We start from the raw sequence: 23,718 nt of genomic DNA, 5'->3' as shown, positions 1-23,718 counted from the left end.
CCGCCCGACAATTCGACCATTCATTCACCGCCACCTGATGGCTGGGGCACGCTCAAGCGATTCCTGCCGTATCTTTGGTCGCGCGAAAATGGCCACTTGCGCTGGCGGATTGTCGTTTCGGTCTTGCTCGTTCTCGCCTCTACCGCGACCCAACTGGGTCTGCCATTCCTCCTGAAATGGGCAGTAGACGCCATGAACGTCACCGGCCCGCGCGTCATGCAATTGGCGATGCTGACCGTCATTGCCTATGCGGTCGGTCGGTTCGGCGGGGTGATTTTCAACAATCTGCGCAACATCGTGTTCGAGCGCGTAGGACAGGATGCGGCAAGATCACTCGCCGAGAATGTTTTCGAGCGCCTGCACCAGCTCTCACTGCGTTTCCATCTCTCACGCCACACCGGCGAAGTGACCAAGACGATCGAGCGCGGCACCAAGAGCATCGACACGATGCTCTATTTCATGCTGTTCAACATCGCTCCGACTGTGCTGCAACTGGCGGCAGTTGCGGTGATCTTCTATTTCGCTTTTGGCTGGACGCTGGTGGCAGCCACCGCCCTTGCCATCGTCGCCTATATCTTGCTCACCCGCATTATAACCGAATGGCGTACTAAACTGCGTGCGGAGATGAATCGCCTCGATGGGCGCGCGCTGGCGCGTGCGGTGGATTCGCTGCTCAACTATGAGACGGTCAAATACTTCGTTGCCGAACGTCGCGAACAGCAACGCTATGCCTCGGCAACCAGAGCCTATGCCGAAGCCGCCGTCAAAAGCGAGAACAGCCTTGGCCTGCTTAATATCGCGCAGGCGCTGGTGACCAACTTGCTGATGGCCGCGGCCATGGCTTTTACAGTCTATGGATGGTGGCAGGGGAGATACACAGCCGGCCAACTGGTTTTCGTGCAGGCGCAGCTGACCCAGCTGTTCCGCCCGCTCGACATGCTCGGAACGGTCTATCGGACCTTGCGCCAAGGGCTGATCGACATGGCGGCGATGTTCAGCCTCATCGATACCGAGGCTGAGGTGAAGGACATTTCCGGAGCGCCCGGACTGCTCGTTCATCGCCCTACCCTCGCCTTCGACAACGTCGTGTTCGGTTACGAGCCGGAGCGCACCATCCTTCATGGCCTCAGCTTCGAAGTACCAGCAGGAGCCAGCTATGCCATTGTCGGGCCATCGGGTGCAGGCAAGAGCACGATAGCCCGGCTCCTGTATCGATTCTACGATCCGCAGGCCGGACGGATATTGATCGACGGGCAGGATATCGCCGTTGTCACGCAGGAGAGCCTGCGCGCGGCAATCGGGATCGTTCCGCAGGATAGCGTGCTGTTCAACGACACCATCGGCTACAACATCGGCTATGGGCGTGACGGCGCGACGCGCGAGGAAATCGAGCAAGCGGCGCGCAGCGCTGCGATCGGCGGGTTCATTGCAAGCCTGCCACAGGGATTCGATACCGAGGTCGGCGAACGCGGACTCAAACTTTCCGGCGGCGAAAAGCAGCGCGTCGCTATCGCGCGGACGCTGGTCAAGAACCCCCCGATCCTGCTGCTCGACGAGGCCACCAGCGCACTCGATTCGCGTACCGAACAGGACATCCTCGCCACACTGCGGCGGATTTCTCGCGGTCGCACAAGCCTGTCGATCGCGCATCGCCTTTCCACCATTGCCGATGCCGACCGGATTCTGGTGCTCGAAAACGGCCGTCTTGCCGAGCAAGGTCACCACACCGAATTGCTGCGACGCGACGGACTTTACGCTGAAATGTGGGCGCGCCAGCAGGCCGAAGTCGAACTGACCGGAGAGGCTGCCGAGTAGGCCCAAACTTGCGCTGCACTGCACAATAGGCCACAGGGCGCACCAACCAGGCCGCCTGGCCAAGACAATCACGGAACTCACTCATGTTTTCAGCTGCCGCGTTTCACCGCGACTGGCTCGCCAATCCACGTGCTGACATTCTTGCAGGCATCGTCGTTGCCCTTGCCTTGATTCCCGAAGCGATCGGATTCTCGATCATTGCCGGGGTCGATCCGCGCGTGGGCCTCTATGCCTCGGTAACGATTGCCATTGTGATCTCTTTTACCGGAGGCCGGCCGGGGATGATTTCGGCAGCGACCGCAGCCGTTGCCGTGGTGGTGGTGCCATTGGTCCGCGATCATGGTGTCGAATATCTGTTCGCCGCCACGATCCTGATGGGCATTTTCCAGGCCATTGCCGCCATCGCCCGGCTCGACCTTCTGATGCAGTTCGTCAGCCGCTCGGTCATTACCGGCTTTGTCAATGCGCTCGCGATCCTCATCTTCATGGCGCAATTGCCGCAGCTCACCCATGTCGGGTGGGAAACCTATGCCATGGTCGTCGCCTCGCTGGCGATCATCTATCTGTTTCCCAAGCTGACCACTGCGGTGCCCAGCCCGCTGATCGCGATCATCGTGATGACCGCGCTGTCGATCTGGATTTCGGCACCGGTCCATACCGTGGGCGACATGGGCAAGCTGCCCGAAGGCCTGCCCTTCTTCCACCTGCCGCAAGTCCCGCTCAACTGGGAAACCTTGCGGATTATCGCGCCCTATTCCGCAACCATGGCTGCGGTCGGCCTGCTCGAATCGCTACTGACCGCACAGATCGTCGACGACATGACTCACACCGGCAGCGCCAAGCGTCGCGAATGCGCGGGGCAAGGCGGTGCGAACATTGTCGCCGCACTGTTCGGTGGCATGGGCGGCTGCGCCATGATCGGCCAGTCGGTTATCAACGTCACCAGCGGCGGGCGTGGACGTCTTTCCACCTTCACTGCTGGCGTCTCGCTGCTGATCCTGCTTTCGGCGTTGGGCAGTCTTGTCGGGCGTGTGCCGATGCCTGCGCTGGTGGCGATCATGATCATGGTTTCGATCGGTACTTTCTCGTGGAACTCGATTCCCAACCTCGCCAGGCATCCATGGCAGTCATCGGTGGTGATGGTGACAACGGTTGTGGTCGTCGTGGCGTCTCACAATCTCGCTCTCGGCGTTCTGGCAGGCGTAATCCTGTCCGGTATCTTCTTCACGCAGAAGGTGATGGGCATGTTCTCCGTCGCCCGCACGCGCGAAGCGGACAAGGCGGTCTATACCGCAACCGGACAGATCTTCTTCGCCAGCGTCGACCGCTTCATCGCTGCACTTGGACCGGAGAGCGCCCAGCCCGATCCGGCAGACCACGTCATCATCGACGTGTCCGGCGCGCATTTTTGGGACATTTCGGCCATCGGCGCTCTCGACAAGGTGGTTGAGCGCATGCGCCGCAACGGTCGCAGTGTTCAGGTCGTAGGCCTCAACCGGGCGAGCAGCGATCTGGTCGATCGGTTTGCCTTGACTGACAAGACCGGCGTCGAAATCGGACTGGCACCGCATCCATAAGGAAACGGCGCCGGGATTGGGACGCGCTAGGCCACCTGACCTGCCGCCCAGCCGCTCGCCCAGGCCCATTGGAAATTGTAACCGCCAAGCCAACCGGTGACATCGACCGCCTCGCCGATGGCGAAGAGGCTGGGCACGCGCTTTGCCTCCATCGTCTTGGAGGACAATTCCGCTGTGCTGATGCCACCCACCGTGACCTCCGCCTTGGCGAAACCTTCCGTCCCGTTGGGCTGAAATCGCCAGTCCGCCAGCCTTGCGCCGACAACGCGCAGGTCTGCATCGGGCACATTGGCCAATGGTCCATCGAGCGACAGGCGCTCCGCAAGCTCGTCAGCCAGACGCTGCGGGAGCGCGGCACGCAAGACGCTGCGCAAGGTAGAGCCGGGATTGTCGCGCTTTTCCGCCAGCAACCAGTCCCTCTCCTTGTCGGTCAGGAAATCAATCGCGATGGCTGCCCCGCTTTGCCAGTAGGAGGACACCTGGAGGATCGCCGGACCGGATAGGCCGCGATGGGTGAACAGCGCAGCTTCGCGAAACGCGGCCTTGCCGCAGCGCGCTTCGACCGGCGTGGCAACTCCCGAAAGTTCGCGAAACAGCACATCCTCCCCGCCCAGCGTCAACGGGACCAGTGCCGGTCGCGGCTCGACCACTTTCAGTCCGAACTGTCGCGCCAGGTCATAGGCGTAGCCGGTGCTGCCCATCTTGGGAATCGACGGGCCGCCGGTGGCTATGACCAGCGAATCGGCATCGACCGTTTGCGATTGAGTAGTGACGGCAAAGCGCACACCTGAATGGTCGACACGCCCGATCTGCTCGTCACACGCTACCGCAACGTCTGCCTTGGCGCATTCGTTCAGCAATAGCTCCACGATTTGCCGCGCCGATCCATCGCAGAACAGCTGGCCGAGCGTCTTTTCGTGCCAGGCGATGCCATGGCTATCGACCAGCGCGATGAAATCATGCGGAGTATAGCGACTGAGCGCGGATTTGGCGAAATGCGGATTGGCCGAGATGAAGCGTTCAGGCGCGGTATGGATATTGGTGAAATTGCACCGCCCGCCACCCGAGATAAGGATCTTCTTGCCGGGCTTTTCGGCGCGGTCGAGCACCAGCACGCGACGACCTCTGGCGCCCGCCTGAGCTGCGCACATCAGGCCCGCAGCACCGGCGCCGAGCACAATCACATCAAAGCTGGACTCGGACATGCTTGTCCTTTCGGCAGCGCAGACGACCCGGCGCGGACTATCTCAACGGCAGAACTAGAGGATATATTTGCTCAGATCAGCATCGCCCGCCAGCTCGTCCAACCGATCACGAACATAGGCCGCATCAATCGTGACCATCTCCCCTTCATGCTCCTCGGCCTCGAAGCTGATTTCTTCAAGCAACCGCTCCATCACCGTCTGCAAACGACGCGCGCCGATATTCTCGACACTCTCGTTCACCTGCGCAGCGATCTTGGCGAGTTCGCGGACCGCTTCATCCTCGAACGCCAGCGTCACGCCCTCGGTGCCGATCAGCGCCTTGTATTGCGCGACCAGATTGGCGCGGGTTTCGGACAGGATCCGAACGAAATCGTCCTCTGTCAGCGCGCGCAATTCCACGCGGATCGGCAAGCGGCCCTGCAATTCCGGCAGCATGTCGGAGGGCTTGGCGACATGGAAAGCGCCGCTGGCGATAAACAACACATGGTCGGTTTTCATCGGCCCATACTTGGTTGCAACCGTCGTGCCCTCGATCAGCGGCAGCAAGTCGCGCTGCACACCTTCACGGCTGACCGAGCCGCCACGCACGTCGCTGACCGCGATCTTGTCGATCTCGTCGAGGAAAACGATGCCGTTGGTTTCGGCGTTCTCCAGCGCGACCCGGGCGACATCGTCCTGGTCCATCCGCTTTTCAGCCTCTTCCTCGACCAGCCGGTCCCATGCATCGGGCACACGCAGCTTGCGCCGCTTCGTGTTGTTCTTGCCCATAGCCTTGCCGAACATGTCCGACAGGTTGATCATGCCGACGCCGCCCGGCATCCCCGGAATATCCATTGGCATGTTGGGCGCTTCGGAAACTTCGATTTCGACTTCGGTGTCGTTCATCGAATTGTCGGTAATGCGCTGGCGAAATGCCTCGCGCGTGGCCTCGCTCGCATTCTCACCGACCAGCGCATTGAGCAGGCGATCCATTGCCGCATTGCTCGCGGCTTCGCGCACCGCATCGCGACGGCGCTCTTTCTCGAGACGAATCGCCTCTTCGACCAGGTCGCGAGCAATCTGCTCGACGTCGCGGCCGACATAGCCAACCTCGGTGAACTTGGTCGCTTCGACCTTGACGAAGGGGGCCTCGGCCAATTTCGCAAGCCGCCGACTGATCTCGGTCTTGCCGCAGCCGGTGGGCCCGATCATCAGGATATTCTTGGGCGTCACCTCATCGCGCAGATCGGGCGAAAGGCGCTGGCGCCGCCAGCGGTTGCGTAGCGCCACGGCGACCGCGCGCTTGGCATCCTTCTGGCCAATGATGTGTTCGTCCAATGCGGCGACAATCGCCTTGGGGGTCAGGTTCTGGATCATGGAGTTCCCGGGTAATCGGCTCAGACGGTTTCGAGCGTCACATTGCCATTGGTGAAGACGCACAGATCAGCCGCAACTGCCATTGCCTTGCGCGCGATTTTCTCAGGGTCATCTTCATACTCTGCGAGGGCGCGGGCTGCGGCGAGCGCATAGTTACCGCCGGAGCCGATGGCGGCGATCCCGCCATCTGGTTCGAGCACATCGCCATTGCCGGTCAGGACCAGCAGATTGTCCTTGTCGGCAACGATCATCAACGCTTCGAGATTGCGCAGATATTTGTCAGTGCGCCAGTCCTTGGTCAATTCGACCGCAGCGCGCAGCAATTGTCCGCTGTACTGCTCGAGCTTCTTTTCCAGCCGCTCGAAAAGGGTAAACGCATCGGCTGTGGCTCCCGCGAAACCCGCCACGACCTTACCACCAGAGCCGATCCGGCGGACCTTGGTTGCATTGGGCTTCATCACGGTATTGCCCATCGAAACCTGACCGTCGCCAGCAATGATGGTCTTGTCGCTGCGCTTTACGCCGATGATGGTGGTGGAATGCCACTTCACAAGTCCGTGGCTGGAGGTTTGATCACTCATGACCGGCGATATGGGGTTCGCCGCCGTCCGGTCAAGCAACGGAGCGCAAACTACGGCACGCCGGGCAATTATCCACCGCCTGCGGTGTTGCTGCCCGAATCCGTATTACCCGAGGCACCCGCGGCGCCGACCTGGCCGATATTGCCGAACAGATCTTCGAAGAAGCCGCGCTCCCGCCCGAGGGTAGGCGTCTTGTCGCTGTTCGGGCGCAGATAGACGATCTTGTCGAGGCCTGTGTCGCGCTCAGTGCTGACCACGTTCCCTGCCTTGTTGAAGGTCACCGCCAGCAGGGAATGCTGGGCGATGCGCGGACGACGGAACGGGCCGGAAAGATTCGTGTCCGACACATAATACCAGATGTTCTGGCCAAACTGGCTCTTGAAGGTCGGATCGCCAAGCGTGTCACGCACCGAGCGCTCGTTATCGATGCCCGCATGGACGCCATTATAGAGCAGCGGATCGATAATATAACCGCGCTGTTGGCGGATCGAGGTGCAGCCTGTCGCAGTTAGCGCTGCAGCCAAGACCAACGTGAAGGCCAGCGCCCTGGAACCTGGAACTACCGATTTCGTCACATCAACTCCATGAACCCTGAGCGCCGCAATAAACCCAAGCGACGCTCAATACTTGGGCACGCCTTAGGACGGCCCGCCGCGCGGCGCAACACGAACCCCGTGCGGACTTGGGGACGGCCCCTTGAATTGCCGATGAACATGGCCCAGTCAGCACAGGTCATGAGCCTCATCACGCGCCTCTTTTCTTCCCGCCCCGACCCGCGTCTCGCTTTGCGTCCATTATGGCATCGGACGATCGAAATCGCCCGCGAGCCGGAGTGGTACCGCGATTGCGGGGTGGCGGATACGATCGAGGGCCGATTCGACATGGTGGCCGCGGTGCTGTCGCTCGTAATGCTGCGCATGGAAGACGATCCGGAACTGGCCCCCCGGACCTCGCTGCTCGCCGAATTCTTCGTCGAGGATATGGATGGACAGCTGAGACAGGCCGGAATTGGCGACCTGTTCGTCGGCAAACATATCGGCAAGCTGATGAGCACGCTCGGTGGGCGAATCGGTGCCTATCGCCAGGGACTGAGAGAAGGACACGAGGAACTCGCCGCGGCTGCGCAGCGCAATCTGACATTGATCGAAGGAGGCGATCCCGGCCTTGCTGCCGTCAGGCTGGAAGAGCTGCACAAACGCCTCGCCAGCACGGACAATGCAGCTCTGCTCGCCGGAGAAATCGCATGACGCAAGTCAGCGAATTTTCCCGCGTAATAAAGCTGGACCGGCTTCCTCAGGACGCGGTGACTATCACGGCAACCAGTGATGAAGTCGCTGCGTTGGCCCGACGATTTGGGCTCCCTTCCGTGAAGAATCTGTCGGCAACGGTTACGCTGGCTTGCGAGGGTCGTGAGATTGGCGTTTCAGGAACCCTGATAGCCGATGTGGAACAGGCTTGCGCAATATCGGGTGAGCCCTTTGCAAACCATATCGTGGAGCCGATCGCGTTTCGCTTCGTCCCGCGCACCGATGGTTCTTCAACGGCATCGCCAGACGAGGAAATCGAACTCGACAGCGATCAGCTGGACGAGATCGAGTATGATGAGGCGGCTTTCGATCTGGGCGAAGCTATCGCACAAAGCCTAGCTCTTGCCATCGATCCATACGCCACCGGGCCGGACGCAGAGATCTTGCGTCGCGAGCAGGGAATTACTGGCGACGATGCTCCAAGTGGTCCGTTTGCCGCACTTGCCCAGTTGAAGGATATGGGAACGGATGCTGATCGCTGATCGCGTGCTGATCGCGTGAAGCGTGAACGGCTGGCACACCAAGGAAGTGCCCGACCCGGGAATTAGCAGCAAGTTCGATTTCAAATGCTGTTGCTAGCGCTAAGATCGAGCGAAAGTTTGGTCGGAACGTGATCCCTGTCGCCTTCGAATTTCGTCAGGAATTCCTCAATCGGAATGTTCTGTCGGCGATCGACCATGGGATTGTGCCGGTCGCCCTCATGGGCGTGTGATTCTTCGGGTGTCATTCGGACATGCAGATACGGAACCCAGACATCGCCGAATTCGGCTCTCTGATACCACACATCCAACACATCGTAGGAAACCCACGTCCCGCTCGGCTCCTGCAGGCGAATCCCTTCGCCAATGCGCGGCACGACTATCATCTTCAGTCGAAAAGTCGTTTGATAGGTCTCGTTCTGAATTTCGACTTCGATCACGCGGCCCGACCAATCATTCAAATTCTGGGAGGTTCTGTGAAGACCTTCTCTCAAACAGAAATTGATATGGTTTTAACGATGACGTCACGCGGTCACAGCGTCGTCACGTCCATAGCGGTCCGCAAGTAGTTAATTTTGCAGCATTTCCGGATGAAGCCCGAGTTTACTCTTGTCGATCATGCGCAGCCCCTTGTGATCAAGGATGCGACCGTCATGCGCCAAAATGGAAACAGCGCCGATAGGCAGCCGATCACGCTCATCGACGAGTACCGGATTCTCTACGACGTCGACTCCGTATTTTTGCCCCCATTGGCGCAACGCAATCATCGCCGGGAGCAGATCCATGCCTTTTTCGGTCAGCCGGTATTCGATCTTGCGGCGATCATCCGCCATGGCCTGACGCACAAGGATTCCGTGTTCGACCAGCTTGGCGAGACGATTGGAAAGAATATTGCGGGCAATGCCCAACTCGCTCAGGAATTCCTCGAAATGGTGCAACCCATTGAAGCTGGCACGCAGGATCATGAAGCTCCAGCGTTCGCCCATGACTTCAAGTGCCTGAGGGAGACCGCATTCGGTCAATTCCCGCAGCGGTTCGCGTACGTCGCCCATTTTTATCCTTTCCCTTACGGAACCTTGTAAACCCATTTGTTGCACAACTGCAAAAAATGTTTCAGTTTTTAGTTGCAACTTAAAACTTAGTTCATTAAGTAGTGATTCGCAACTGATCTGGCAATCCCAGTCGGTCTGCGCGGGGAGTTTTTATGCCCGCCAATCCAACGCTTGTTTAAGGATGCACGTCATGCTTTCCAGTTCTCCTCTCTATTCCAAGGTGGGTTCGATTGGCCTCGCGCTGACCTGGACCCTTGCCACCTTCGGCGCTGCTCTCAGCCCGGTGCCCGCCTCGGCGCAGACCGCTGGACCTTCCTATTATCGCGCAGAATTGGTGAAGCCTGCCAAGGATGGCCGCACCATCGCAGGTGGCCAGGTATGGAATTGTGCCGACACTATTTGCGTTGCGGACAAAGGGATAGACCGGCCGTTGCGCGTCTGCCGCGACCTGTTCCGCAAGACCGGCGACATCGCCAATTTCACTGCCGATGGCAAACAGCTCGAAGCCAAGGACCTGGCACGCTGCAACGCCTGATATTTGCGAATAATATACCCACCCTCCTCTCCATCGGGTGGCTTTCTGGGCCTTCGGACTGTGCGCCGAAGGTCCTTTTTCGCTACCGAGCCAGCAGCCCGCGATCAATGAGATCGCGGCGCAGCGCTGGAGCATCAACGAAGTGATGCGTTTCCCAGCCACAATCCTGCGCACTCGCCACATTGGCGGCATTGTCATCTATGAACAGCATCGTAGCGGGGTCGCGACCAAATCGATCCGCTGCGCGCGCAAATATCGCAGGGTCTGGCTTCGTCAGCCGCTCCTTGCCGGACACTACGATGTCGCGGAACAGGTCGAAGATCGGTTGGGTCGGACGAAATTTGTCCCAGAACTCAGCGCCGAAATTGGTGATCGCGAATAACGGCACGCGCTCTGCGTCGAGGTCGCGCACGATTTCCAAACTACCTTCGACCGGTCCGGGAATGGTTTCATTGAACCTCCGGGGATATGCTTCGATAAACCGCGCGTGTTCGGGGAACTCGGCCAGCCGCTCTGCTACCATGTCGATCAGCGGGCGACCGGCATCGTGCTGAAAGTGCCACTCTTCCGTGATCACTTCAGACAGAACGAAATCCAGCTCGTCCGGATCGGACGTGAGCTTTTCGAAAAGTGCCCCCAATTGCCACTGGAACAGCACTCGGCCAACGTCGAACACGACCGCTTCGATCACGCGCAAGTCCCTTCAAAACGAACGGCCCGCACTCCCAAGGGAGCCGGGCCATTCGATAAACCAGAAAGCCGCCGCAAACAGCGGCAGACAGGTTCAGCCCTGGCGGGCCTTGAACCGGCGGTTGGTCTTGTTGATAACGTAGGTGCGACCGCGACGACGAATCACGCGGCAATCGCGATGGCGGTTCTTCAGCGACTTGAGGCTGTTGCGAATCTTCATGGCTATCTCATCTGAAAAATGAATGCGCGCCAGAATCTGGTCCGACACGCCGAATTCAAGCGGGGCCGTTAGCTTAGCAGTACCGGCCGGTCAAGCCTCGGCACGAATATCGGCCAGCCTCCGTTCCCATTGCAGGGCATGTTCAACGATCGTGTCGAGGTCGTCAAAGCGTGGCTGCCACGGCAGGGTGGCACGAATGCGCGCTGGATCCGATACAAGCACTCCCGAATCGCCAGCACGGCGCGGACCAAAGCGTCGGTCGATCGTCTGATTGGTCACTCGGCCGACCGCATCGAGCACTTCGAGCACCGAAAACCCTCTACCATAACCGCAGTTCATCGTCAGGGACTTGCACGGATGAGCGATCAGTTCACTCAGTGCCAGGACATGCGCGGTCGCCAAATCGCTGACATGGATATAGTCGCGTACGCCCGTGCCATCGGGCGTCTCATAATCCGTCCCAAACACATCGACATGGCTGCGCTTGCCGGTTGCCGCCTCGCACGCCACTTTAAGAAGATGGGTCGCTCCGGCCGTCGATTGCCCAGTCCGAGCGTGCGGATCGGCTCCGGCGACATTGAAATACCGCAATGCACAATAAGTAAAGTCATACGCACAGGCAGTGTCGGCCAACATTTGCTCGGTCATCAGCTTTGACCAGCCATACGGGTTGATCGGCACCGTGGGCGTTTCCTCGGTTACCCGCGGTTCGCATGGCACACCGTAGGTTGCAGCTGTCGAACTGAAGATGAAGTGCCGGACCCCAAGGTCGACCGCCGCTGCAATAAGCGCGCGACTCTTCACCGTATTGTTCTCGTAATATTTCAGCGGGTCGCTGACCGATTCGGGCACCACGATCGACCCGGCGAAATGCATGATCGCTCCGATCTCGTGTTCCTTTACGATCCGCGCAATCAGCTCCGCATCGGCGATATCGCCTTCATAAAGCGGCACTGCATCGGGCACTGCAAAGCGAAAGCCGGTCGACAGATTGTCGATCACGACCACCGGCCATCCCGCGTCGCGCAGCGCGAGGACTGCATGGCTGCCGATATAGCCGGCACCGCCGGTAACGAGGACAGGACACTGTGTGCTATCGTTCATGTGACGCGCGCTAGCATGACGAAACCGTTCGTGTAAGCTTGGAATCCGTTGACGTAACCTTGAGGGACATCACACCCCTATCGATACATTCGTCTTGCAAAATCTAGTAATGCCAATTGAGCATGAGCCGCCAAATCGCCCGGCAAGGAGTCTTCAAATGAACCGCATATATCGATCTCTTGCGCTTGCCACCGGCATGCTGGCCCTCGCGGGCTGCGCGACCACGCCGGGTCCGGTTGAAGTTACTCGCTTCGTAGCGCCTGAGGCCCCAAGCCAGCTTGGTCGAGGAACCATCGCTGTAACAGTGGCACCGGGACAGCAGGATGATCTCGAAACCGCGCCATACCGGGCAGCCGTGGCGCAAGAGCTGACCCGCCTGGGATACACGGTCGCGACAGCATCCACCGCGCAGACCGCCCAGATCGAGGTCGAGCGCCATCTCTATCTGGCGGGCCGGAAGCCAAGCCCGGTCAGCGTGGGCGTGGGCGGATCGACCGGTGGCTATGGCTCGGGCCTGGGGCTTGGCGTCGGCATCAATCTTGGTGGCGGCCCGCGCAACAAGATCGCCACGCAATTGTCCGTGAAGATCAAGGACGCTGCGAGCGGGCAAAGCCTGTGGGAAGGCCGCGCCGATTTGTCGGTCAAGGATAACTCCCCCCTTGCGGATCGCACGCGCAATGCCCAGACGCTGGCCGAGGCGTTGTTCCGGAACTTTCCGGGCAACAGCGGAGAAACAGTGAGCGTAAAGGTCAATCAGTGAGCGACATCAGGATCGATGCGGAATTCGACAGTGGTAATATCGAAGTATTGGGTGTCGACGGAGCAAGCGCTCGCCTAGCCATTCAACGCGACCACATGAGCGAGTTCGCCCAGTGGTTCCATTTCCGCGTTTCCGGCGCTGCCGGACGCGAGCTGGAGCTCAATATCACCGGGCTGAGCAAGAGCGCCTATCCCGGTGGCTGGCCCGGCTATGACGCCGTGGTGTCCGAAGACCGTCAGTATTGGGGCCGCGCCAGCTCGAGCTATGACAAGGACGCGAACGATGGCACGCTGACGATCCGCTATACGCCCGCCAGCGACATCGCCTGGTTCGCCTATTTCGCGCCCTATACGATGGAGCGCCACCACGATCTCGTGTCCGAATCCGCGGCAAGCGAAGGGGTCGATTACAAATGCCTAGGCACCACGCTCGACGGCCAGTCGCTCGACTGCCTCGAACTGGGCGATGGCGACAAGCAGGTGTGGCTCTATGCCCGTCAGCATCCGGGCGAGAGCATGGCCGAATGGTGGATGGAAGGCGCGCTCGAAGTGCTGACCGATCCCGCCGATCCGGTGGCGATGGGCCTGCGCAAGCAATGCCGCTTCCACATCGTGCCCAATTGCAATCCCGACGGCTCGCGCCGTGGCCATCTGCGCACCAATGCGGTGGGCACCAATCTCAACCGCGAATGGGACACTCCGAGCGCGGACAAGAGTCCCGAAGTGCTCGCGATCCGCAACGCGATGGACGCATCGGGTGTCGATTTCGCCATGGACGTCCATGGCGACGAAGCGATCCCGGTCGCCTTCCTCGCCGGATTCGAAGGCATTCCGAGCTGGACCGACGATCAGGGCGAGCGTTTCTATCGCTATCAGCGCATCCTCGCGCGCCGCACGCCCGATTTCCAGACCGAACTGGGCTACACCAAATCGAGCCCCGGCAGCGCCAATCTCTCGATGAGCACCAACCAGCTCGCAGAACGCTTCGGCGCAACTGCGATGACGCTCGAAATGCCCTTCAAGGACAATCCCAAAGCGCCCGAGCCGGCACAGGGCTGGAGCCCGGAACGCTCGAAACTGCTGGCACGCGATTGCCTTGCAGCTTTGCTGGAGTGGTTGGGAGAGGAAAAAGCCTAATCCAGGCTCGCCGGGCCGAAAGCGTGGGGTAGCAGCTCGGACAGCCTCACCGTCCGCACCTCTTTCGGCCCCACGCAGAACACCAGCGGATCGGTGCCGCCAAGCTGGGCGAGTTCGTTCAGCACCTGGCGGCAGCGTCCGCAGGGAGTAATTGCATCGGCGCCCGGCCCGGTGACGGCGACTGCCTCCAGTCCCCCGCGCACGCCCGCATCCATCGCCTTGGCCACCGCCACGGTCTCGGCGCACAGCGCGAGGCCGTAGCTGGCGTTTTCGATATTGGTCCCGGTCACGATCGTGCCGTCGGCGAAGCGCAGCGCAGCGCCCACAGGAAAACGTGAATAGGGGGAATAGGATTGGCCTGCCGCCGCCTGTGCTGCCTCGATCAGTTCATCGTCCTGCATCATTGCCTCCATCGCAGCGCTCACGGCTGCACGACAACCCAGCGCAGCGGGTGATCCGCCGCCGGTGTCTGGTAATCCCCGTTCGCAGTCCACAATACCCATGGCCGTCCGGCATAGGTTGGCGGAAAGAAATCGCGCGACAGCCACAGATTGCGATCGAGCCGCGCGGCGACATGATAGCGCGCTTCGAAGGCGCGCGTGGGCGCGAGGATCACCGGCTTGCCGGAATGCGCCTCGATCTGGTTGACGAAGGTCATCAACTCGCTCTGCACTGCCGCTTCGCTGACCCGCTCGGGACAATAGTCGGTGTTGCCCGACAGGATAACAGCCGGCGGAAGCAGTTTCGGATCGCGCGGCACTTCTGTGACGAAATTGGCCGATTGCCCACCGGCTTTCTGGCAGGCGTCGAACACATGAACCGCCCCGACCTGCAATCCCGCCGCGCGCGCCGCGGCCAGATTTTCGGAGAAGCGCGTTTCCTTGCCATTCGCACCCTGGCTGGCTTCGAGATAGACGAATTGCGCACCCAGCCCCTTGAGCACGTCGAATCGCACCGCCCCGTCCTGATCGCCGATCAACGCGCCCTGTTCGGGATAGCGGGTTTCGTCCGGGCGCCAGTGGCGAGCGTAGTGCCACAGCCATAGCGCCCCGCCCAGCGCGACCAGCACCAGAACGATGATCAGCTTGCGGCGCCAGTCGCTCTTGCGCCGGGTGCGAAGCTTGCGTTTCCTGCGCGCCATCCTGTCAGCCCTTGATGTGGAGGACGCAAATCAGCGTGAACAGCCGCCGAGCGGTGGCAAAATCGGTTTCGATCTTGCCTTCCAGTCGTTCCAGCAACAGCTCCGCCGCGCGGTTGTGAATACCGCGCCGGGCCATGTCGATCGTCTCAATTTCGGCCGGTGTCGCCTTGCGGATCGCCTGGTAATAACTGTCGCAAATGGCGAAATATTCGCGGATCGGACGGCGAAAACGGGCCAGCCCGAGGATGAGCTGTTCCACTGGCGAATCCTGTAAATCGGCAATGTCGAGCACCAGCCGTCCATCGGTGACGGACAGGCGTAACTTGTACGGCCCGTCCGCCCCTCGCTCCACCGAGCGGAGCGGTTTGAACTGGTTTTCTTCGATCAGATCAAAGATCGCGATCCGCCGTTCCTGCTCAATATCGGCATTGCGCCACAGGATCGTAGTCTCGTCGAGCGAGATATCGGCGATCCTGTGATCGGGGGCAAAGGAAGAGGATTCGGCCATGCGTCGCCAAGCGCTTTCGCAGATGCGGTAGGGTCGCGGCAAGGCAAGATCGCATCATCGCAAAAACGTCCCCGATATCCACACCGCGTGCAACGTCGGTGCGCTTGCAAGAACCCATCGGTCGTGTGCATCTGGCGCCATGACCGATCAGGACTTGCTTACCCGCTCCGCCGATTCGGCGGCAACGCCGCTTGCACAGGGCCGCACGCTGCCCGCGAATCTGGAGGCCGAGGCGGCGTTCCTGGGCGCTGTGCTGATCGACAACAAGGTCATCGAGGAGCTGACGGTCGCGCTGCGCCCGGACCATTTTCACGCGCCTGTGCACCAGCGCATTTATGAGCGTGTACTCAAGCTGATCGACCGCAATGCGACCGCATCGCCGGTAACGCTCAAACCCTATTTCGACGGTGACGAATCGTTCAAGGAGCTAGGTGGGACGACGTATCTTGCCCAGCTGACCGCCGATGGTCAGGGCCTGCTCGCCTCGCGCGAATTGTCGCAGCAGATCTACGATCTCGCGCTGCTGCGCCAGCTGGTGTCCGTCGGCCGTGAACTGGTCGAGGATGCACTCGACACCTCGGACGATGTCGCCCCGCTGGAAATGATCGCGCAGGCGGAAGCCTCGCTCTATGCCGTGGCCGAAGGCGAGGCGAGCACGTCGCAGGCGACCGATTTTCGCTCCGCATCGCTGGTGGCGCTGAAGCTGGCCGAGGCCGCGATGAATTCGGGCGGCGGCCTTTCGGGCAAGACCACCGGACTGGAGGTGATCGACGAAAAGACCGCCGGCCTGCACAATTCCGACCTTATCATTCTCGCCGGGCGTCCGGGCATGGGCAAGACCTCGCTGGCCACCAATATCGCCTTCAACTGTGCCGAGGAGCATCTCAAGCACCAGCGCGAGGGCGGGCCGTTCAATTACGGTGCGCCGGTGGCCTTCTTCAGTCTGGAAATGAGCGCCGATCAGCTGGCGACGCGTATTCTGGCCGAGCAGGCGGAGATTTCCTCGGAAAGTCTGCGTTCGGGCAAGATCAGCCGCGACGAGTTTCACGCGCTGTCGCGTGCCAGCCAGCGCCTCAACGAACTGCCGCTCTATATCGACGACACACCAGCGTTGACCATCGCCGCCCTGAGGAGCCGCGCACGGCGGCTCAAGCGACGCCACGGCATCGGGCTGATCGTGGTCGACTATCTCCAGCTGCTGCAAGGTTCGGGCCGGGCGAACGACAACCGCGTCAACGAAATTTCCGAAATCAGCCGCGGATTGAAGACGCTGGCAAAGGAGCTTGAGCTTCCCGTGATCGCGCTGTCCCAGCTCAGCCGCGCGGTCGAACAGCGTGAAGACAAGCGCCCGATGCTCTCCGACCTGCGCGAATCGGGCTCTATCGAGCAGGACGCCGACATGGTGTGGTTCATCTATCGCGCGGACTATTATCACGAGGCCTCGCGGCCCGACTTCCCGACACCCGAAAGCCCGGTCGACGTGCAGGAGAAATACAAGATCTGGGAAGAACGCTATCTTGAGCTCAAGAACAAGGCGACGATGATCGTCGCCAAGCAGCGTCACGGTTCAACGGGCAACGTCCCACTGCTGTTCCACAGCGAGATCACCAAGTTCTCCTCACCGGCAAAGCGCGATTACAGCAGTTGGGGCTACGAGTAGAGCCGGGCGCCGCGGGCGTTTTGCTTGACTTAGCGGGCTGCGACACCTATCTCGCAGCCTTTCCCGGATTCATTGATTTTTTCGGAGTGCTGCATGGCGCGCGTTACCGTCGAAGATTGTGTCGACAAGGTTCCTAATCGTTTCGATCTCGTCCTTCTTGCCGCCCAGCGTGCGCGCGAGATTTCAGGCGGGGCCGAGTTAACCGTCGATCGCGACCGCGACAAGAACCCGGTTGTGGCGCTGCGCGAGATTGCCGAACAGACCGTTCGCCCGAATCACCTGCATGAAGCAGCCGTGACCAATCTGCAGAAGATCCTGCCCGATGACGAGGACGAGGCCGACGAAATCGGTTCGCTCAGCCAGTCGGCCGAGGCGCTGCGGATCACTGCTGCGACGCCGAGCCGCTCGACGTCGATCGGCGGCGATTACGACGGCTGACGGGACCAACCCTGACGAATTCCACAAAGGGCCGCTCCATCGAGCGGCCCTTTTGCTTTGTCTGACTGAAATGCGACGGTACGCGCGCCTGTTTGCGTCCCTGCAACAATCCAGTAACCTCACCGTCACAACGCATGGATTGCGCGGGCTTGGGCTCGCAAGACAAGGGGTGTGACTGGAAATCGATGGCCGTCATTGCGGTGTACAGCGTCAAGGGCGGAGTGGGCAAAACGACCTTTGCCGCCAATCTTGCCTGGTGCTCCGCGCATGACAGCGGGTGGAAAACACTATTGTGGGATCTCGATGCGGCGGGCGGCGCGGCATTCCTGCTCGGGCTCGAACCTCACCCAAAGAAGTCCGCGAACAGCGTGTTTTCGCGCGAGCGAGACCCGGCAAAGCTGATCCGCTCAACGCAATATGCCAGCCTCGATGTCCTGCCCTCAGACAGCAGCCTGTGGTCGCTCGACAGCCAGCTTTCCGCCATCGGCAAGAAGCGCCGGCTGGCCAAGATCGCCGAAAGCCTCGGCAAGACCTATTCGCGCATCATCCTCGATTGCCCGCCCGTGCTCAGCGAGGTCAGCACGCAGGCCATGCGCGCCGCCGATCTCGTGATCGTGCCGCTGCCGCCCTCGCCGCTGTCGACCCGCGCGTTCGAGCTCGTCGCCGAGGAGGTCAAGGGTAGCGGGAAGAAGCATCCGCCGATGCTGCCGGTCTTCTCGATGATCGATCGCCGCAGGACGCTCCACCGCCAGGCGATCGAGGCGAACCCGACATGGCCGGTGATCCCGCTCGCCAGCGCGCTCGAACAATGCGCGGTGCAGCGCGCGCCCGTCGGTGCGTTCGCCCCCAGCAGCCCAGCCGCGCGTGACATCGCGCTGCTGTGGCGGGCGATCGAACGCAAACTGGCCAAGCGCAAGGTCAAATAGCGGGCGGATTGCGCCGTGCCCTTGCTGCCCTTAAGATCGCCGCCGACAAGCGAGGGGCAGTCATGAGCGATATTGGGGACGCACTGGGCACAGCTGCGGAAGGCGGGCTGTTCGCGCGGGCCATATCCGGCAGGCGCAAGGGCAACAAATCCGCCGCGGGCCATTTCGGAGAACATGACTGCCTCAATTGCGGTGCGGCTTTGACGGGCCCCTATTGCCAGCAGTGCGGCCAGCAGGCGCATCTGCATCGCACATTGGGGGCGTTCCTGCACGACTTGCTCCATGGCGCGCTGCACTTCGAGGGCAAGACCTGGCATACGCTGCCTTTGCTCGCATGGAAGCCGGGCGAACTGACGCGCCGTTATATCCATGGCGAACGGGCGCGATTCGTCTCGCCGATGGCGCTGTTCCTGTTCTCCATCTTCCTGATGTTCGCCGTCTTCCAGGCCATCGGACTGACCCCGCCGACCGAAATCAACACCACCGATGGCTTCAAGACCAATATGGTCGCGATGCAGAAAGACCTGACCGAAAAGCGCGACAGCCTGACGGACAAACTCGGCAAAATGTCCGCAACCGATCCTGACAGGGCGGCGACGGAACAAAAACTGGCCGATACCAAGGACGCTCTCGAAGGGATTAACAAGGTGGGGAATGCAGTCTCGAACGGTCAGGGGCTCGTCAAAGTCACGACCATCGACACGGGGATCGCGTTTCTCGATCACGGGCTGGAAAAATGGCGCAAGAACCCGGGCCTGATGCTCTACAAGCTGCAATCGAACAGCTACAAATTCAGCTGGCTGCTGATCCCGCTGTCGATCCCGTTCATGTGGGTGCTGTTTGTCTGGAAGCGCGGGGTCCGGGCATATGATCATGCGATCTTCGTTACCTACTCGATCGCCTTCATGTCGCTGCTGTTCGTGGTGCTATCGGTGCTTTATGCGCTCGGCCTGTCGTGGGGTATCGTCAGCCTGATCGGGACGACGGTGCCGCTGATCCATATCTACAGGCAATTACGCGGAACCTACCTTCTGTCGCGCTTCTCGGCGATCTGGCGACTGGTCGTGCTGACCGTCTTCATTGTGATCATCGCCAGCTTTTTCCTGCAGATCCTGCTGGTACTGGGCGCATTCTGAACAATCGGCGCGGACCAGATCAAACAGGCTCAAAACACGAAAAGGGCGGACCAAACGGCCCGCCCTTTCGTATTTTCGTCCCGGGAAGCGCTCGGCGTCAGGCGCCCTGCGGTGCGCTTTCGCCTGAACCGCCGAACTTGCGACCCGCCTTGGGGATTGCCGATGGGCGCGTGGGGATAACCACGGTCGGCGAACCATCGTCATCGCTGCGTTCAATCTTGCCGTCCTTCATCAGCTGGTCGATCTCTTCGCCGGTCAGCGTCTCGTATTCGAGCAACGCCTGTGCGAGCAGATGCAGCTTGTCCTCATGGGTCGAAAGCACGTCGCGAGCTCGGACCAGACCGCTTTCGACCAGTGACTTGATCTCCGCATCGATCAGCCGGTTGGTATCCTCGCCGCCCATGGTGCGCTGGGTGCCGCCCATGCCGAGATAGCCTTCCTGGCTCTGCTCGTACTGGAGCGGGCCAAGCTTGTCGGACATGCCCCATTTGGTGACCATGTTGCGGGCGAGGTCGGTCGCATACTGGATATCCCCGCTGGCGCCGGAGCTGACCTTGTCATGGCCGAAGATGATTTCCTCTGCCACACGACCACCCATGCTGACCGCAAGGTTCGCATGCATCTTATCACGGTGATAGGAGTAATTGTCGCGCTCGGGCAGGCGCATCACCATGCCCAGCGCCATGCCGCGCGGGATGATGGTCGCCTTGTGGATCGGGTCGGATGCCGGTTCATGGATACTGACGAGTGCGTGACCGGCTTCGTGATAGGCGGTCATTTTCTTCTCGTCATCGGTCATCACCATGGAGCGGCGTTCGCTGCCCATCATGACCTTGTCCTTGGCGTCCTCGAACTCCTGCATGGCGACCAGCCGCTTGCTGCGCCGCGCGGCAAGCAGCGCCGCCTCGTTGCACAGATTGGCGAGATCGGCACCGGAGAAGCCAGGCGTGCCGCGCGCGATGGTGCGCGCATTCACGTCGGGCGCCAGCGGCAGCTTCTTCATATGCACGCCGAGGATCTTCTCGCGCCCGTCGATATCGGGCACCGGCACCACGACCTGACGGTCGAAACGGCCCGGCCGCAGCAGAGCCGGGTCGAGCACGTCAGGCCGGTTGGTGGCGGCGATGATGATGATGCCTTCATTGGCTTCGAAGCCGTCCATCTCGACCAGCAGCTGGTTCAGCGTCTGCTCGCGTTCGTCGTTCGAATTGCCAAGGCCATGGCCGCGATGGCGACCCACGGCGTCGATTTCGTCGATGAAGACGATGCAAGGCGCATTCTTCTTCGCCTGTTCGAACATGTCGCGCACGCGGCTAGCGCCCACGCCGACAAACATTTCGACGAAGTCGGAGCCCGAAATGGTGAAGAAGGGCACGCCCGCTTCACCCGCGATCGCGCGGGCAAGCAGCGTCTTACCCGTACCCGGGCTGCCGACCAGCAGCGCACCCTTGGGGATTGTCCCACCCAGCTTGGCAAATCGGTTGGGGTCTTTGAGAAATTCGACGATCTCTTCAAGCTCTTCACGCGCCTCGTCGATGCCCGCGACATCGGCAAAGGTGACCTTGCCGGTCTTTTCGGTCAGCATCTTCGCCTTGGACTTGCCGAAGCCCATCGCGCCGCCGGCACCGCCGCCCTTTTGTACCTGCCTGAGCGCGAAGAACGCGATGCCCAGGATCAGGATGAACGGCAGCGACTGGATCAGCACATAGGTGAAGACGCTCATCTCCTCCTTCTGCGCACCGGAGTACGAGACGTTGTTCTTGTCGAGCAGCTCGGTCAGCGTGGTGTCACCATGGACAGGCACGGTAGAAAACTGCTTACCATTGGTGAGCGTCCCGGTGATGGTGTCTGCACCGATCTGCACGTCACGCACCTGGCCTTCGGCCACCTGATGGCGGAAGTCGGAATAGCGGATCTGGTCGCCGGTCGAACGGGTGCTGCCGCCGAATGCCGACACCACGATCAGCAGGGCCAGGAATATCCCGCCCCAGATCATCAGGCTCTTCACCCAGGGGTTGGGGCCGCCACCTTCGGGCTCACCGGGCTGGTTGGAGTCGCTCATCGTTAACGCAATTCCTCTAGAGTTCCCTACTAATCTAAGCGACAGCGGGTGAATGACAAGTTGATGCGCGCCCGGAAAGACGCGTAATAATTCAGATTACCGAAATCGTTCTGCCCGAAGACAGGATTATCGGTCAGTTTTTCGCGCGTTTACGCAATAATGCCGATCTCTCGCAGCGACAGACGACTTCGCCGTGCTGATTGATACATTCATGCAGAAAAGTGACGATTCCGGCTTCGGGACGTGATTTGCTCTCCCGCAACCCGATCACTTCGCTGGTCGCATGAAGCGTATCGCCGATAAACACCGGCTTGGGCATCACGAGCTTGTCATAACCGAGATTGGCGACCAGCGTGCCGAGCGTGGTATCACCCACGCTTAGTCCGACCATCAGCGAGAAGGTGAAGGTTCCGTTGACCAGAATCTGACCGAACTCGCTCGCCTTTGCTGCTTCCGCATCAAGGTGGAGCGGCTGGGGATTATGAGTCATCGTCGTGAACAGGAGATTGTCGGTCTCGGTCACAGTACGGCGGATGTCGTGGGTGATCGTATCACCCACGCTCCATTCGTCGAAGAACCTGCCTGCCATCAGGCGTAGCCCATCACCGCCTTGACCTCGACGAATTCATCGAAGCCGAACTTGCCCCATTCGCGGCCATTGCCGGACTTCTTGTAACCGCCGAAAGCCGCGTTCATGTCATAGCCGCCGTTGATGGCGACACGCCCCGCGCGGATCTTGCGCGCGGTCTTGCGGGCCAGCTCCAGATCCTCGCCGGTGATCGCGCTGGCGAGACCGTATTCGGTGTCGTTGGCAATCCGCACGGCATCGTCGAGATCGTCATAGCCAAGGATCGCCAGCACCGGGCCGAAGATTTCCTCGCGCGCGATGGTCATGTCATTGGTGACATCTGCGAAAACGGTCGGCTTGACGTAGTGGCCGGTTTCCAGCCCCTCGGGCTTGCCCGGGCCACCGGCGACCAGCGTCGCGCCTTCTTCGATACCCTTTTCGATCAGCCCCTGAATCTTGTCCCACTGCGCCTTCGAGACGACCGGGCCGATGGTGGCATTGCCCTTGGGATCGCCGGGAATGACCTTTTCGGCTGCTTCCCTTGCCGCGGCCTTGGCCTCTTCCATGCGGGCATGGGGGACCAGCATCCGGCTGGGAGCGGTGCAGGTCTGGCCCGAATTGCCCATCATCCCGACCGTGCCCTTGGCCACCGATTGGGCGAAGGTGCTATCGTCGAGAACGATGTTGGGGCTCTTGCCGCCCAGTTCCTGCGCAACGCGCTTGACCGTGGGCGCAGCATTGGCCGCGATCGCAATGCCTGCGCGGGTCGAGCCGGTGAAGCTGATCATGTCGATATCGGGATGGCCGGACATCGCCGTGCCCACGCCCGGACCGTCACCATTGACGAGATTGAACACGCCCTTGGGCACGCCCGCCTCATGCATGATCTCGGTGAAGATCGCTGCATCGAAGGGTGCGATTTCCGAAGGCTTGAGGATCATGGTGTTCCCCGTTGCCAGCGCCGGGAAGACCTTGCAGGCGATCTGGTTCAGCGGCCAGTTCCACGGGGTGATCATGCCGACCACACCGACCGGCTCATAGACATGCAGCGTCGGCCCATCCTGTCGCTCGAATTCGAAATTCTCGAGGATCTGGATCGCGGTGGCGCAATGCCCGGCGAGCAGGCCGACATGCGGGCCATTGGCGAGCGACATCGGCGCGCCCATCTCGTCACTGACGGCCTTGGCGAGGTCTTCGCGACGCTTTTCGATCCCGGCCTGGATTGCGCGCAGCAGCTCGAGCCGTTCCTCGCGAGAGGAGAACTGCCAGCTCTCGAACGCCTTGCGCGCCGCGACGACTGCACGATCTACATCGGCGGCGCTGCCGAAGGCGATATGCCCGATCGTTTCCTCGGTCGCCGGATTTTCGACCGGCTGGCTGTTCGGCTGGGCCGGATCGACCCACTGGCCGTCGATATAGAACTGGGTGTATTCGTACATGTCTCTCTCCTTGCGCATTGCGC

26 protein-coding genes (1 of these 26 cut by a window edge) are annotated in these 23,718 nt (G+C 60.8%); 11 read left to right on the top strand and 15 right to left on the bottom strand.

Annotated features, from left to right (window positions below):
- Both GRI58_RS12765 and GRI58_RS12760 read left to right on the top strand, forming a co-directional pair.
- Nucleotides 1–1,815, top strand: the 3' portion of a protein-coding gene (locus GRI58_RS12765) for an ABCB family ABC transporter ATP-binding protein/permease (protein WP_160753985.1). It extends 3 nt beyond the left edge of the window; the window shows 1,815 of its 1,818 coding nt (coding positions 4–1,818); the start codon falls outside the window, past its left edge; it ends in the stop codon at nucleotides 1,813–1,815.
- Nucleotides 1,816–1,898: 83 nt separating this feature from the next.
- Nucleotides 1,899–3,392: a SulP family inorganic anion transporter gene (locus GRI58_RS12760; protein ID WP_160753984.1), complete on the top strand. Its 1,494-nt coding sequence runs from the start codon at nucleotides 1,899–1,901 to the stop codon at nucleotides 3,390–3,392.
- Between the two features lie 26 nt (nucleotides 3,393–3,418).
- On the opposite strand, the gene GRI58_RS12755 is transcribed toward GRI58_RS12760, so the two are convergent.
- From GRI58_RS12755 to GRI58_RS12740, 4 genes are all read right to left on the bottom strand, one after another.
- Entirely contained in the window at nucleotides 3,419–4,597 is a 1,179-nt protein-coding gene (locus tag GRI58_RS12755; protein ID WP_160753983.1) for a BaiN/RdsA family NAD(P)/FAD-dependent oxidoreductase, read from the bottom strand.
- A 54-nt stretch (nucleotides 4,598–4,651) separates the two neighbouring features.
- Nucleotides 4,652–5,953 carry an ATP-dependent protease ATPase subunit HslU gene (gene hslU / locus GRI58_RS12750; RefSeq protein ID WP_160753982.1) on the bottom strand — a complete coding sequence of 434 codons (1,302 nt, stop codon included), beginning with the start codon at nucleotides 5,951–5,953 and terminating at the stop codon, nucleotides 4,652–4,654.
- A 20-nt stretch (nucleotides 5,954–5,973) separates the two neighbouring features.
- Nucleotides 5,974–6,534, bottom strand: a complete 561-nt coding sequence (gene hslV / locus GRI58_RS12745) for an ATP-dependent protease subunit HslV (RefSeq protein ID WP_160753981.1) — start codon at nucleotides 6,532–6,534, stop codon at nucleotides 5,974–5,976.
- A gap of 68 nt (nucleotides 6,535–6,602) precedes the next feature.
- Entirely contained in the window at nucleotides 6,603–7,109 is a 507-nt protein-coding gene (locus GRI58_RS12740; protein WP_337190980.1) for an outer membrane protein assembly factor BamE, read from the bottom strand.
- A 138-nt stretch (nucleotides 7,110–7,247) separates the two neighbouring features.
- On the opposite strand from GRI58_RS12740, the gene GRI58_RS12735 reads away from it, so the two are divergent.
- The gene (locus GRI58_RS12735) at nucleotides 7,248–7,781 is read left to right on the top strand and encodes a ubiquinol-cytochrome C chaperone family protein (protein ID WP_237452297.1); all 534 of its coding nucleotides are present in this window, start codon (nucleotides 7,248–7,250) and stop codon (nucleotides 7,779–7,781) included.
- A gap of 119 nt (nucleotides 7,782–7,900) precedes the next feature.
- A complete protein-coding gene (locus GRI58_RS12730; protein ID WP_337190979.1) occupies nucleotides 7,901–8,323 on the top strand; it encodes a YceD family protein in 423 nt (140 codons plus the stop codon).
- Nucleotides 8,324–8,403: 80 nt separating this feature from the next.
- Here GRI58_RS12730 and GRI58_RS15450 read toward each other — a convergent pair whose 3' ends face one another.
- Nucleotides 8,404–8,760 (bottom strand): hypothetical protein, encoded by a 357-nt coding sequence (locus GRI58_RS15450; protein ID WP_202386966.1) that lies wholly within the window; start codon nucleotides 8,758–8,760, stop codon nucleotides 8,404–8,406.
- 129 nt (nucleotides 8,761–8,889) lie between these two features.
- Nucleotides 8,890–9,372: a winged helix-turn-helix transcriptional regulator gene (locus GRI58_RS12720; RefSeq protein ID WP_160754035.1), complete on the bottom strand. Its 483-nt coding sequence runs from the start codon at nucleotides 9,370–9,372 to the stop codon at nucleotides 8,890–8,892.
- 190 nt (nucleotides 9,373–9,562) lie between these two features.
- On the opposite strand from GRI58_RS12720, the gene GRI58_RS12715 reads away from it, so the two are divergent.
- The gene (locus tag GRI58_RS12715; protein ID WP_237452296.1) at nucleotides 9,563–9,907 is read left to right on the top strand and encodes a CC_3452 family protein; all 345 of its coding nucleotides are present in this window, start codon (nucleotides 9,563–9,565) and stop codon (nucleotides 9,905–9,907) included.
- 82 nt (nucleotides 9,908–9,989) lie between these two features.
- Here GRI58_RS12715 and GRI58_RS12710 read toward each other — a convergent pair whose 3' ends face one another.
- From GRI58_RS12710 to galE, 3 genes are all read right to left on the bottom strand, one after another.
- Nucleotides 9,990–10,598: an HAD-IA family hydrolase gene (locus GRI58_RS12710; protein ID WP_160753978.1), complete on the bottom strand. Its 609-nt coding sequence runs from the start codon at nucleotides 10,596–10,598 to the stop codon at nucleotides 9,990–9,992.
- A 93-nt stretch (nucleotides 10,599–10,691) separates the two neighbouring features.
- Complete coding sequence (ykgO, locus tag GRI58_RS12705; protein WP_007165381.1) at nucleotides 10,692–10,817, bottom strand: type B 50S ribosomal protein L36; 126 nt, start codon at nucleotides 10,815–10,817, stop codon at nucleotides 10,692–10,694.
- Between the two features lie 90 nt (nucleotides 10,818–10,907).
- Nucleotides 10,908–11,921 (bottom strand): UDP-glucose 4-epimerase GalE, encoded by a 1,014-nt coding sequence (galE, locus tag GRI58_RS12700; RefSeq protein WP_160753977.1) that lies wholly within the window; start codon nucleotides 11,919–11,921, stop codon nucleotides 10,908–10,910.
- A 157-nt stretch (nucleotides 11,922–12,078) separates the two neighbouring features.
- Here galE and GRI58_RS12695 point away from each other — a divergent pair, with 157 nt between their 5' ends.
- Both GRI58_RS12695 and GRI58_RS12690 read left to right on the top strand, forming a co-directional pair.
- Nucleotides 12,079–12,681, top strand: a complete 603-nt coding sequence (locus tag GRI58_RS12695) for a DUF4136 domain-containing protein (protein ID WP_160753976.1) — start codon at nucleotides 12,079–12,081, stop codon at nucleotides 12,679–12,681.
- Nucleotides 12,678–13,817 carry a M14-type cytosolic carboxypeptidase gene (locus GRI58_RS12690; protein ID WP_160753975.1) on the top strand — a complete coding sequence of 380 codons (1,140 nt, stop codon included), beginning with the start codon at nucleotides 12,678–12,680 and terminating at the stop codon, nucleotides 13,815–13,817. The genes GRI58_RS12695 and GRI58_RS12690 overlap by 4 nt, the downstream gene beginning before the upstream one ends.
- Here GRI58_RS12690 and GRI58_RS12685 read toward each other — a convergent pair.
- From GRI58_RS12685 to GRI58_RS12675, 3 genes are read right to left on the bottom strand one after another with little or no spacing between them, the layout of a single operon-like run.
- On the bottom strand, nucleotides 13,814–14,218 hold the full coding sequence (locus GRI58_RS12685) for a cytidine deaminase (protein ID WP_160754034.1): 405 nt from the start codon (nucleotides 14,216–14,218) through the stop codon (nucleotides 13,814–13,816). The two genes, GRI58_RS12690 and GRI58_RS12685, sit on opposite strands and share 4 nt — an antisense overlap.
- A gap of 20 nt (nucleotides 14,219–14,238) precedes the next feature.
- Complete coding sequence (locus GRI58_RS12680) at nucleotides 14,239–14,958, bottom strand: glycoside hydrolase family 25 protein (RefSeq protein ID WP_160753974.1); 720 nt, start codon at nucleotides 14,956–14,958, stop codon at nucleotides 14,239–14,241.
- A gap of 4 nt (nucleotides 14,959–14,962) precedes the next feature.
- Nucleotides 14,963–15,466, bottom strand: coding sequence for a UPF0262 family protein (locus tag GRI58_RS12675; RefSeq protein WP_160753973.1), 504 nt, complete (start codon nucleotides 15,464–15,466; stop codon nucleotides 14,963–14,965).
- Nucleotides 15,467–15,605: 139 nt separating this feature from the next.
- On the opposite strand from GRI58_RS12675, the gene GRI58_RS12670 reads away from it, so the two are divergent.
- The 4 genes from GRI58_RS12670 to GRI58_RS12655 all read left to right on the top strand — a co-directional run bounded on the left by GRI58_RS12670 (nucleotide 15,606) and on the right by GRI58_RS12655 (nucleotide 19,626).
- A complete protein-coding gene (locus tag GRI58_RS12670; RefSeq protein WP_160753972.1) occupies nucleotides 15,606–17,126 on the top strand; it encodes a replicative DNA helicase in 1,521 nt (506 codons plus the stop codon).
- 93 nt (nucleotides 17,127–17,219) lie between these two features.
- Nucleotides 17,220–17,564, top strand: a complete 345-nt coding sequence (rpoZ, locus tag GRI58_RS12665) for a DNA-directed RNA polymerase subunit omega (RefSeq protein ID WP_160753971.1) — start codon at nucleotides 17,220–17,222, stop codon at nucleotides 17,562–17,564.
- A gap of 185 nt (nucleotides 17,565–17,749) precedes the next feature.
- On the top strand, nucleotides 17,750–18,490 hold the full coding sequence (locus GRI58_RS12660) for a ParA family protein (RefSeq protein WP_160753970.1): 741 nt from the start codon (nucleotides 17,750–17,752) through the stop codon (nucleotides 18,488–18,490).
- A gap of 62 nt (nucleotides 18,491–18,552) precedes the next feature.
- Nucleotides 18,553–19,626: a DUF3667 domain-containing protein gene (locus GRI58_RS12655; RefSeq protein WP_160753969.1), complete on the top strand. Its 1,074-nt coding sequence runs from the start codon at nucleotides 18,553–18,555 to the stop codon at nucleotides 19,624–19,626.
- 97 nt (nucleotides 19,627–19,723) lie between these two features.
- Here the strand turns inward: GRI58_RS12655 and ftsH are convergent, their stop codons facing one another.
- From ftsH to GRI58_RS12640, 3 genes are all read right to left on the bottom strand, one after another.
- On the bottom strand, nucleotides 19,724–21,688 hold the full coding sequence (ftsH, locus tag GRI58_RS12650; RefSeq protein WP_160753968.1) for an ATP-dependent zinc metalloprotease FtsH: 1,965 nt from the start codon (nucleotides 21,686–21,688) through the stop codon (nucleotides 19,724–19,726).
- Nucleotides 21,689–21,821: 133 nt separating this feature from the next.
- Nucleotides 21,822–22,277 carry a MaoC family dehydratase gene (locus tag GRI58_RS12645; protein WP_160753967.1) on the bottom strand — a complete coding sequence of 152 codons (456 nt, stop codon included), beginning with the start codon at nucleotides 22,275–22,277 and terminating at the stop codon, nucleotides 21,822–21,824.
- The gene (locus GRI58_RS12640) at nucleotides 22,277–23,695 is read right to left on the bottom strand and encodes an aldehyde dehydrogenase family protein (protein ID WP_160753966.1); all 1,419 of its coding nucleotides are present in this window, start codon (nucleotides 23,693–23,695) and stop codon (nucleotides 22,277–22,279) included. The genes GRI58_RS12645 and GRI58_RS12640 overlap by 1 nt, the downstream gene beginning before the upstream one ends.
- Nucleotides 23,696–23,718: the final 23 nt, after the last annotated feature.

The sequence above is a fragment of the Qipengyuania algicida genome, assembly GCF_009828025.1.
GTDB lineage: Bacteria > Pseudomonadota > Alphaproteobacteria > Sphingomonadales > Sphingomonadaceae > Qipengyuania > Qipengyuania algicida.
This window is presented reverse-complemented; position numbering and strand designations above follow the sequence as displayed.

Coding starts and splice junctions, on each gene's coding strand:
- GRI58_RS12695 (WP_160753976.1), top strand. CDS start 12,079: ATGAACCGCATATATCGATCTCTTGCGCTTGCCACCGGCATGCTGGCC.
- GRI58_RS12645 (WP_160753967.1), bottom strand. CDS start 22,277: ATGGCAGGCAGGTTCTTCGACGAATGGAGCGTGGGTGATACGATCACC.
- GRI58_RS12675 (WP_160753973.1), bottom strand. CDS start 15,466: ATGGCCGAATCCTCTTCCTTTGCCCCCGATCACAGGATCGCCGATATC.
- GRI58_RS12735 (WP_237452297.1), top strand. CDS start 7,248: ATGGCCCAGTCAGCACAGGTCATGAGCCTCATCACGCGCCTCTTTTCT.
- hslU (WP_160753982.1), bottom strand. CDS start 5,953: ATGATCCAGAACCTGACCCCCAAGGCGATTGTCGCCGCATTGGACGAA.
- GRI58_RS12655 (WP_160753969.1), top strand. CDS start 18,553: ATGAGCGATATTGGGGACGCACTGGGCACAGCTGCGGAAGGCGGGCTG.
- ykgO (WP_007165381.1), bottom strand. CDS start 10,817: ATGAAGATTCGCAACAGCCTCAAGTCGCTGAAGAACCGCCATCGCGAT.
- GRI58_RS12760 (WP_160753984.1), top strand. CDS start 1,899: ATGTTTTCAGCTGCCGCGTTTCACCGCGACTGGCTCGCCAATCCACGT.
- rpoZ (WP_160753971.1), top strand. CDS start 17,220: ATGGCGCGCGTTACCGTCGAAGATTGTGTCGACAAGGTTCCTAATCGT.
- GRI58_RS12685 (WP_160754034.1), bottom strand. CDS start 14,218: ATGCAGGACGATGAACTGATCGAGGCAGCACAGGCGGCGGCAGGCCAA.
- GRI58_RS12680 (WP_160753974.1), bottom strand. CDS start 14,958: ATGGCGCGCAGGAAACGCAAGCTTCGCACCCGGCGCAAGAGCGACTGG.
- GRI58_RS12715 (WP_237452296.1), top strand. CDS start 9,563: ATGCTTTCCAGTTCTCCTCTCTATTCCAAGGTGGGTTCGATTGGCCTC.
- galE (WP_160753977.1), bottom strand. CDS start 11,921: ATGAACGATAGCACACAGTGTCCTGTCCTCGTTACCGGCGGTGCCGGC.
- GRI58_RS12660 (WP_160753970.1), top strand. CDS start 17,750: ATGGCCGTCATTGCGGTGTACAGCGTCAAGGGCGGAGTGGGCAAAACG.
- GRI58_RS12755 (WP_160753983.1), bottom strand. CDS start 4,597: ATGTCCGAGTCCAGCTTTGATGTGATTGTGCTCGGCGCCGGTGCTGCG.
- GRI58_RS12720 (WP_160754035.1), bottom strand. CDS start 9,372: ATGGGCGACGTACGCGAACCGCTGCGGGAATTGACCGAATGCGGTCTC.
- GRI58_RS12640 (WP_160753966.1), bottom strand. CDS start 23,695: ATGTACGAATACACCCAGTTCTATATCGACGGCCAGTGGGTCGATCCG.
- ftsH (WP_160753968.1), bottom strand. CDS start 21,688: ATGAGCGACTCCAACCAGCCCGGTGAGCCCGAAGGTGGCGGCCCCAAC.
- hslV (WP_160753981.1), bottom strand. CDS start 6,534: ATGAGTGATCAAACCTCCAGCCACGGACTTGTGAAGTGGCATTCCACC.
- GRI58_RS12670 (WP_160753972.1), top strand. CDS start 15,606: ATGACCGATCAGGACTTGCTTACCCGCTCCGCCGATTCGGCGGCAACG.